Origin of the sequence: Streptomyces sp. WM6386 (assembly GCF_000972385.1) — a bacterium.
GTDB lineage: Bacteria > Actinomycetota > Actinomycetes > Streptomycetales > Streptomycetaceae > Streptomyces.
The window spans coordinates 1-325 of the sequence record NZ_JXTE01000747.1 but is presented as its reverse complement, the minus strand read 5'-3'; the positions used below and the strand labels follow the sequence as shown (position 1 = coordinate 325).

General features: G+C 69.5%; 1 protein-coding gene. It reads left to right on the top strand.

Annotated elements, in window-relative coordinates; translation table 11 throughout:
• Positions 1-142 precede the first annotated feature (142 nt).
• Positions 143-325 (top strand): PQQ-binding-like beta-propeller repeat protein (locus TN53_RS43505; RefSeq protein ID WP_046264465.1); only part of this gene is annotated, 183 nt, incomplete at its 3' end.

Below are 325 nucleotides of genomic sequence, written 5' to 3'. Positions count from 1 at the left end.
CCCAAGACCTCATCAACACCCTGCTCCACACCACCCACCACGACCAGGCACCCAACCGATGACCTCGCCGGGCAACTGGCCGCGGTGGTCGACGGGTTACCGGCGCACGGGGCACCATCGCGGTGGGAAGGGAGGCCGAACCGTGCCGGAGGATGTCGGGGACTTCGAGGACGAGGTCGTCACGCGCCTGGAACAAGAACCCGGATCGAGAATGTGGACCCTCACGGCACCCGCGGACAGCCTGTCGCGGCCCGGCGTCGCGGGGAACCAGGTGTACGTGTCGCTCGGCGGGCGGGTCACCGCGTTCGACCTGGACACCGGCCAG